The 6,421-nt window shown below is 61.1% G+C and carries 6 protein-coding genes; 3 read left to right on the top strand and 3 right to left on the bottom strand.

The window, feature by feature from the left end; translation table 11 throughout:
• Positions 1 to 116: 116 nt before the first annotated feature.
• Positions 117 to 938: an SDR family oxidoreductase gene (locus WCJ52_RS10665; RefSeq protein ID WP_336903289.1), complete on the top strand. Its 822-nt coding sequence runs from the start codon at positions 117 to 119 to the stop codon at positions 936 to 938.
• A 79-nt stretch (positions 939 to 1,017) separates the two neighbouring features.
• On the opposite strand, the gene WCJ52_RS10660 is transcribed toward WCJ52_RS10665, so the two are convergent.
• Both WCJ52_RS10660 and WCJ52_RS10655 read right to left on the bottom strand, forming a co-directional pair.
• On the bottom strand, positions 1,018 to 1,773 hold the full coding sequence (locus WCJ52_RS10660) for an acetoacetate decarboxylase (protein ID WP_336903288.1): 756 nt from the start codon (positions 1,771 to 1,773) through the stop codon (positions 1,018 to 1,020).
• Positions 1,770 to 2,927: a patatin-like phospholipase family protein gene (locus WCJ52_RS10655; RefSeq protein ID WP_336903287.1), complete on the bottom strand. Its 1,158-nt coding sequence runs from the start codon at positions 2,925 to 2,927 to the stop codon at positions 1,770 to 1,772. Before WCJ52_RS10655 ends, WCJ52_RS10660 begins: the two co-directional genes overlap by 4 nt.
• A gap of 331 nt (positions 2,928 to 3,258) precedes the next feature.
• Here WCJ52_RS10655 and WCJ52_RS10650 point away from each other — a divergent pair, with 331 nt between their 5' ends.
• On the top strand, positions 3,259 to 3,459 hold the full coding sequence (locus WCJ52_RS10650) for an SMR family transporter (RefSeq protein WP_336903290.1): 201 nt from the start codon (positions 3,259 to 3,261) through the stop codon (positions 3,457 to 3,459).
• Between the two features lie 218 nt (positions 3,460 to 3,677).
• Positions 3,678 to 5,234, top strand: a complete 1,557-nt coding sequence (locus WCJ52_RS10645) for an FAD-dependent monooxygenase (RefSeq protein ID WP_336903286.1) — start codon at positions 3,678 to 3,680, stop codon at positions 5,232 to 5,234.
• Between the two features lie 106 nt (positions 5,235 to 5,340).
• Here the strand turns inward: WCJ52_RS10645 and WCJ52_RS10640 are convergent.
• On the bottom strand, positions 5,341 to 6,421 hold a 1,081-nt coding region (locus WCJ52_RS10640; protein WP_336903285.1), incomplete at its 5' end, for a DUF885 domain-containing protein.

Genomic DNA, 6,421 nt, shown 5'->3' with positions numbered 1-6,421 from the left:
TCTGCCGTTGGAAAGGTCCGCTTGTTGGTCTGAACCCAACGGGGAGATACGACCCTTTGCGGACATCTATGGTGCCCGCTAATGGCATTTGCCCGGGGATTTGAGGATACACAGACATGCACAGGCTTGCCGGCAAAGTGATCGCCGTCACTGGAGCGGCGCAGGGCATTGGAGAGGCCATAGCTCGGGCGTTTATCGCAGAGGGGGCGAAGGTCTATCTGACCGATATCAACGATGACCTTGGTGGGACACTAGCTGCAGGCCTGGGTGCCCGCGCCGCCTATCGCCACCTCGACGTTCGCTGGGAAAGCGAGTGGCAATCGGTGCTGGCCGAGATCCTTTCCGCTGAGGGACGGCTCGATGTGCTGGTGAACAACGCGGGCGTCACCGGGTTCGAGGCCGGCTCTGCAGCACACGACCCAGAAAACGCCAGCTTGGCGGACTGGCGAGCGGTGCACGAGACCAACCTCGACGGCGTGTTCCTGGGCTGCAAGCATGCGATCTGCGCGATGCGACCTGCTCGGACCGGGTCCATCATCAATATCTCATCCCGATCGGGGTTGGTCGGAATCCCCGGGGCGGCAGCATACGCGTCCTCGAAGGCCGCGATACGCAATCACACGAAGACGGTCGCGCTCCACTGCGCCGGCCAAGGGCTCGCTATCCGGTGCAACTCGATCCACCCGCCAGCGATTCTGACCCCGATGTGGGAGCCCATGCTGGGCGACGGCCCAGAGCGAGAAGAACGCATGGCCGCGCTAGCGCGTGACACCCCGCTACAGCGGTTCGGACGGCCGGAAGAGGTCGCCGCGCTTGCTGTTCTGCTCGCTTCCGATGAAGCAGCCTACATGACCGGATCGGAAATGAACTTGGACGGAGGCCTCCTCGCGGGCGCGGCGGTGGCACCATCGATATTCTGGTCGCCGAAGGTGACCTAAGCGTAGGCCGCGAGGAATTATCTCGAAATAGCCCTGCTAATACAGCTGGTGGCGCCACTGACAACGGCAACCATGTCCCTCAAAAAGGGCCTTCATCTTTATCCAGATAATCGTAGACGACCGTGCCAAGCTCGAGCGTGAGATCTGCAACGATATGGACCGCCGATACGATTTCGAGCACCGGCAGTTCGTTGACTGGTGCCATTGCGTGCGAAGTCAACTCCAACGCTGCAGGGCCAGTCCAGGCGCCCTTCAGGTCGATATCCGAAAGATGGTATTCGACCAACTCGCAGATACGCACCGTACCATCGACATGCGGAATGATCTTCAACAGGAAGTTTGGCGTCTTCATCGACGCCAGAACATCCGCATGGTTGGCCATCCTGTGCTTGTAACCCATTGAGGCCAAGGCTACCGGTACGCCATGATATCTCAACGTTCCGACGAGGGAATCGACATTGGTCGTGAGCGTCGGTTCCGCAAGTTGCTTCGGAAACCCCCAGATTTCCCGGCCACCGGCAATTGGCGGATGGCCGTTAAGAAACATGCAATGGGTGTAGTTTCCATGCCGCCCTTCGAAGCTTACAGGTATTACCTGACCGCTTTCGGTGTAGTCTCCAAATCCAGTAGAGTCTGGCATTCGGATGAATTCATATTTCACAAGTGGTTCGTCGATCTGGAGCGGCTCGGGCACCAGAGCACGCAGTTTTGCCGGATCCGTACGATAAGTGATGATCAGATATTCACGATTGACGAACCGATACGGGCCCCGTGGATAGGCGGGGCTGGTCAATGGCATCGCAAATGCGTTGGCGCGGACTTCAGACACCTTCATTTTACCGTCTCCGCGCCTGGCGTGCAGAAATCAAAGACTTGGACACCATGTGATTCCTTCGGATGCTTGAATATCTCCCCATGCGCCAAGGTGTACTGCGCATCCACATAGCCTGCCTTCCAATGCTCGAGCATGCTTATCCGAGAGAATTCATAGTCCTTTGATTCCAGCTCCCAATCTGGTGATCGGTAGATCAGCTGGACAATGTTGTAGACACAAGGATCGGCAATATCGGCCAGGTACCGGGCGGCCTCATGTCCGCGCAACTCGGGTGGCAGCAGCGCCAGTATCTCGCTCAACGCTCCACGAGCTTTTTGCAGTCTGCGGAAATTGTCCGTGCTGCTTCGCGTGCGGCTAGAAAATTGTACCTCTTTCAACCGGGTTGCGACTTCGCCAAGATTACGGGGCACCTTGCCGTAAGCAGTCCACAGATCCACCTGGAACGCGAGTGTGTCGTGTAAGGGGTAGGTGTTCAGGATCCAGTCGAGCGGCGTGTTAGATACTAACCCGCCATCCCAATAATGTTCGCCATCGATTTCGACCGCTTCGAACGCTGGCGGCAGCGCGCCGCTGGCCATGATGTGTTCTGGAATGATGGTGGCAGTTTCATTATCGAAGTAGGCAAAATTACCGGAGCGGACATTCACGGCACCGACGCCGAAGCGCATAGCCTTCTTGTGATTGATACGGTCAAAATCGACCAGGCGTTCCAAGGTCGATCTAAGCTTACTGGTGTCGTAGTAGCTTGATGCACCCGGCGACCCATCTGACCGTAGCGATGGTGGAGGCACGCGCGGGGTGTAAAAGCCTGGAACGCCAGTCAGCATTGCGCGACCGGCTTCTATGCGGTTGGTGACTTGCCGACCCTCGTCTGCTGTCCAGGGCCCCATCACATAATCAGACCAGGGCATCGTGCCCGATGCTGTGACCGTGTCCCAGAAACCCCGCAGCGCGTCCAGCCGGTCTCCCGGAGCATTCCCGGCGATGATGGCGCTGTTGATGGCACCGATCGATATGCCCGCTATCCAGTCAGGTTCAACGCCGTGTTCATGAAGTGCCTCATAGACACCTGCCTGGTAGGATCCTAGAGCACCCCCACCTTGAAGCACCAAAGCCGTGCATTCGAAATCAGCGTCAGAAATCTTGCGTTCCATGACCCGTGGTTCCCCTCGCCAGGCACCCGGCCCCGGACGCATTGATGCGACCGGTTGCTTCAGCCATAGCGCAGCATTGAGCGACGATTTTCTATAGCAGATGGAAGATGACAATTTTATGAGGCGAAATCGGCGCGTCTACGCTCTAACCCTGTAAAGATATCAAAATAATGAATTATCACATTTGTATTTACATAAAAATAGTATACGCAATTGATAATGTGTCACAAATATATTGAAGGTTTATCTTTGTGTATTGATATATCTATTATTTATATTTGGTATTTATCGAATACTCGAAATTCATTTCGTTTTTATGTAGGCGTCTAATATTCTTGCCAGATTCTCCATATCCTTTGAGGGTATCCTCAAGATCCCCATCGGCACCGCCTATGCCGTCTGGACCGGCATCGGGGCCTCCGGGACCTTTCTGGTGGGCATGCTCTTCTTCGGGGACCCATCCTCGCTGATGCGGTACCTGGGCGTGCTCCTCATCGTCGCTGGGGTCGTGACCCTGAAACTGGCCCATTGAGCCTTCGGATGCGCCGGCCAGGCGGCCGGTGAGCAAGGTTCACCTGTCCCTGCGCATCCCTTCACACCGGGGGTGGCTCCCCGCCGACAGGCCGGGTTCCTTCGTGGCGCGCCCTCGGATAGGCTGACCTTCAGGCAACGCGTCCGCTCCTGCCGTCACGATGAGGCGTCGGTGGGTCCGCAGGAATGTGGAGGACGCCCTCATGGGATCAACCTAGGGTGCAGAACCGTCCGGCTGAGGTGCTTGTCCTAGGCGCCGGTCCGTCCGGCCTCTTTCTGGCTTTGACCCTCGCACGCCAGGGCGTGGCGGTCAGGATCATCGACCGCAAGCCAGGTCCTCAGGAGGAGAGCCGGGCCATGGCGGTCCAGGCCAGGACCCTCGAGTTCTATCGCATGGCGGGCTTGTCGGATGCGGCCGTTGGGCTGGGCGTCGAGGCGGATCAGGTGAATCTCTGGGTCGAGGGGCGCAGGCGCCTGAACGTCTCCCTCAGAAACATGGGCGCCGGACAGAGTTGCTTTCCCTTCCTGCTCGCTCTGGCCCAGGACGTCCACGAGCAGTTTCTTCTTGAGCGCCTCGCAGAACTGGGGGTCAGGCCGGAATGGGATACCGAGCTTGTCGACCTTGAGCCCCGGGCGGATGAAGCTCGGGTGACCCTCCGCCATGGGGGAACGCGCCTCGAATACGCGGCCGTTCCGTGGCTCGCCGGATGTGACGGGGCCCATAGCCGTGTTCGTGAAGCGCTGGGTCTTGGGTTTGGCGGGGACACCGACACGCCGCTTCTCTTTGTCGCCGACATTCGCCTCAAGACTCCGAATTCCGCCTTCCATTTCGGGTTGGGGTCCGACACCTTTTTCGTGCTGGCGCCCGTCCGAACCACGGGCATGCAAAGGCTGGCCGGCTTCATCCCCGAAGTGGTTCGGGAACGCGGAAATCCGGCCTTCGAGGATGTGGGTCCCCGCGCGTCAGCTCTCCTCGGCATCCAGGTTGAGGCGGTCAATTGGTTCTCGACCTACAGGGTTCATCACCGGGTCGCTGAGAGGTTCAGGGTGGGACGCTGCTTCCTGGTCGGCGATGCAGGCCATATCCACAGCCCGGTCGGCGGACAGGGGATGAATACCGGCCTTGGCGACGCGATGAACCTGGGATGGAAACTGGGACAGGTCATCCTTGGCCGGGCCCCTGAGCGCCTGCTGGAGACTTACGCCGAGGAGCGAATGGCGTTCGCCCGATCCCTGGTGGCGACGACGGACGCCATATTCAGCCGAATGATCGACAGAGGGGTCATTGCACGCTTCTTCCGCCTGCATGTCAGCCACAGGATGGCGGGCCTCCTGACCCGGCTGCCCATGAGTTCTGCGCTCCTGTTCTCAAGGATCAGTCAGGTGGGCATAACCTACCGGAACAGCCCGCCCGGGCGGGGCCGGGTCGGACCCATCTGGGTCGGAGACAGGCTTCCGTGGGTCGCCCTTCATGACACCCATGCCGTTCTGGATGGGCTCTCCTGGACAGCCCACGCCTTGGGCGCGGTGCGCCCGGATGTCGTCGAGGCCCTGCAGGACTTTGGAATTGGCCTACATGTCTGGCCAAACGATCGGGCGATGAGGTCGGCGGGATTCCGCAAGGGCGCGCTGTACCTCGTGCGTCCGGATGGACATGTGGATTTCGCTTCGCCGCATCCGCGAGGGAGCGATGTTCGCAGGCGCTTGTCCCGGAGCCTGATGCCCGCGGAAACCCCGATGGCGGGACCGCCCCGGGGTCACGGAGTCCCGGCCTGATCGGCTGCCCCCTGGGGCTCGGACCTCTTCCCTGCCCTGTCCCTTCAGGCAGGAAGACCTTCACGGCTCTGTCACCACGCCTCATGGCGGTCGGGATCACCTCGCCCTAACCGCGCGCCTGCTCACCCTTGACGTACCGCTCGATCACCGAGTCCAGGACGGAGATCGGAACGCCGCCGGTGCCAACCACGGCATCATTGAAGTCGCGGATGTCGAACTTAGGTCCCAGCGCCGCCCTGGCGGAGTCTCGCAGGCGGACGATTTCGGTATGGCCGACCTTGTAGCCGCAGGCCTGTCCGGGGCTGGCGCAGTAGCGGTCGACCTCGCTCGTGATGGCGCCGGTCGACCGGCCGGTGGCGGCGGTCATCCAGGTGATGGCCTTGTCGCGGCTCCAGCGCTTGTGGTGCAGGCCCGTGTCGACAACCAGACGCGCGGCGCGGAAACGCTGGGCCTGCAGGTAGCCCAGCCGGCCCATGGGATCGTCGGCATACAGTCCGGCCTCGTCGGCAAGCTGCTCGGCATACAGGGCCCAGCCCTCGACGAAGGCGTTGAAGCCCATCAGTGCGGAGATGGCCGGCACGCGATCCCGGCGCTCGGCCAGGTAGGCCCCCTGCCAGGCGTGGCCGGGGATGGCCTCGTGCATGGTCAGGCTGCTGAGGGTGTAGCGCGGCCAGTTCCCGGTATCCTGCAGGTTGACGTAGTAGATCGCCGGCCGGGAGCCATCGAGGGCGGCGAAATTCATGTAGCCGAGGGCCGCGCCGGCCTCGATCTCCTTGGGCACGGGTCGCACCTCGACCTCAGCCTTCAGGCCCAGTTTCGACAGCTTGGCCATGTAGGGCCGGATCGCCTCTATGCGCCCGCTCAGATAGGCGACCAGGTCGGCCTTGCCGGCTTCGGTATTGGGATAGAGGAACTTCGGGTCGCGGGTCAGGGCGCTCATGCGCTCGCCGACCGTCCCCTGGGTGAAGCCCTGCGATCGGAGCACGGCGTCCATCTGGGCGTCGATGGCCGCGCCCTGGTCGAGGCCCATCTGGTGGATATCGTCAGCGGTGCGGTCCGTGGTCGTGCCCTGACGCAGCGCCCAGGCGTAGTAGGCCTCGCCCTCCGGCAGCCGCCAGACTCCGGCGTCGGAGCTTGCCCCCGCCCTGAGGGCCGAGAGGGCGGCGATCTGGCGGTCCAGGGCGGGG

Origin of the sequence: Phenylobacterium sp. (assembly GCF_037138395.1) — a bacterium.
Classification (GTDB): Bacteria; Pseudomonadota; Alphaproteobacteria; order Caulobacterales; family Caulobacteraceae; genus Phenylobacterium.
Note: the sequence above shows the minus strand (reverse complement) of the source record. Positions and strands in the feature narration are given on the sequence as shown.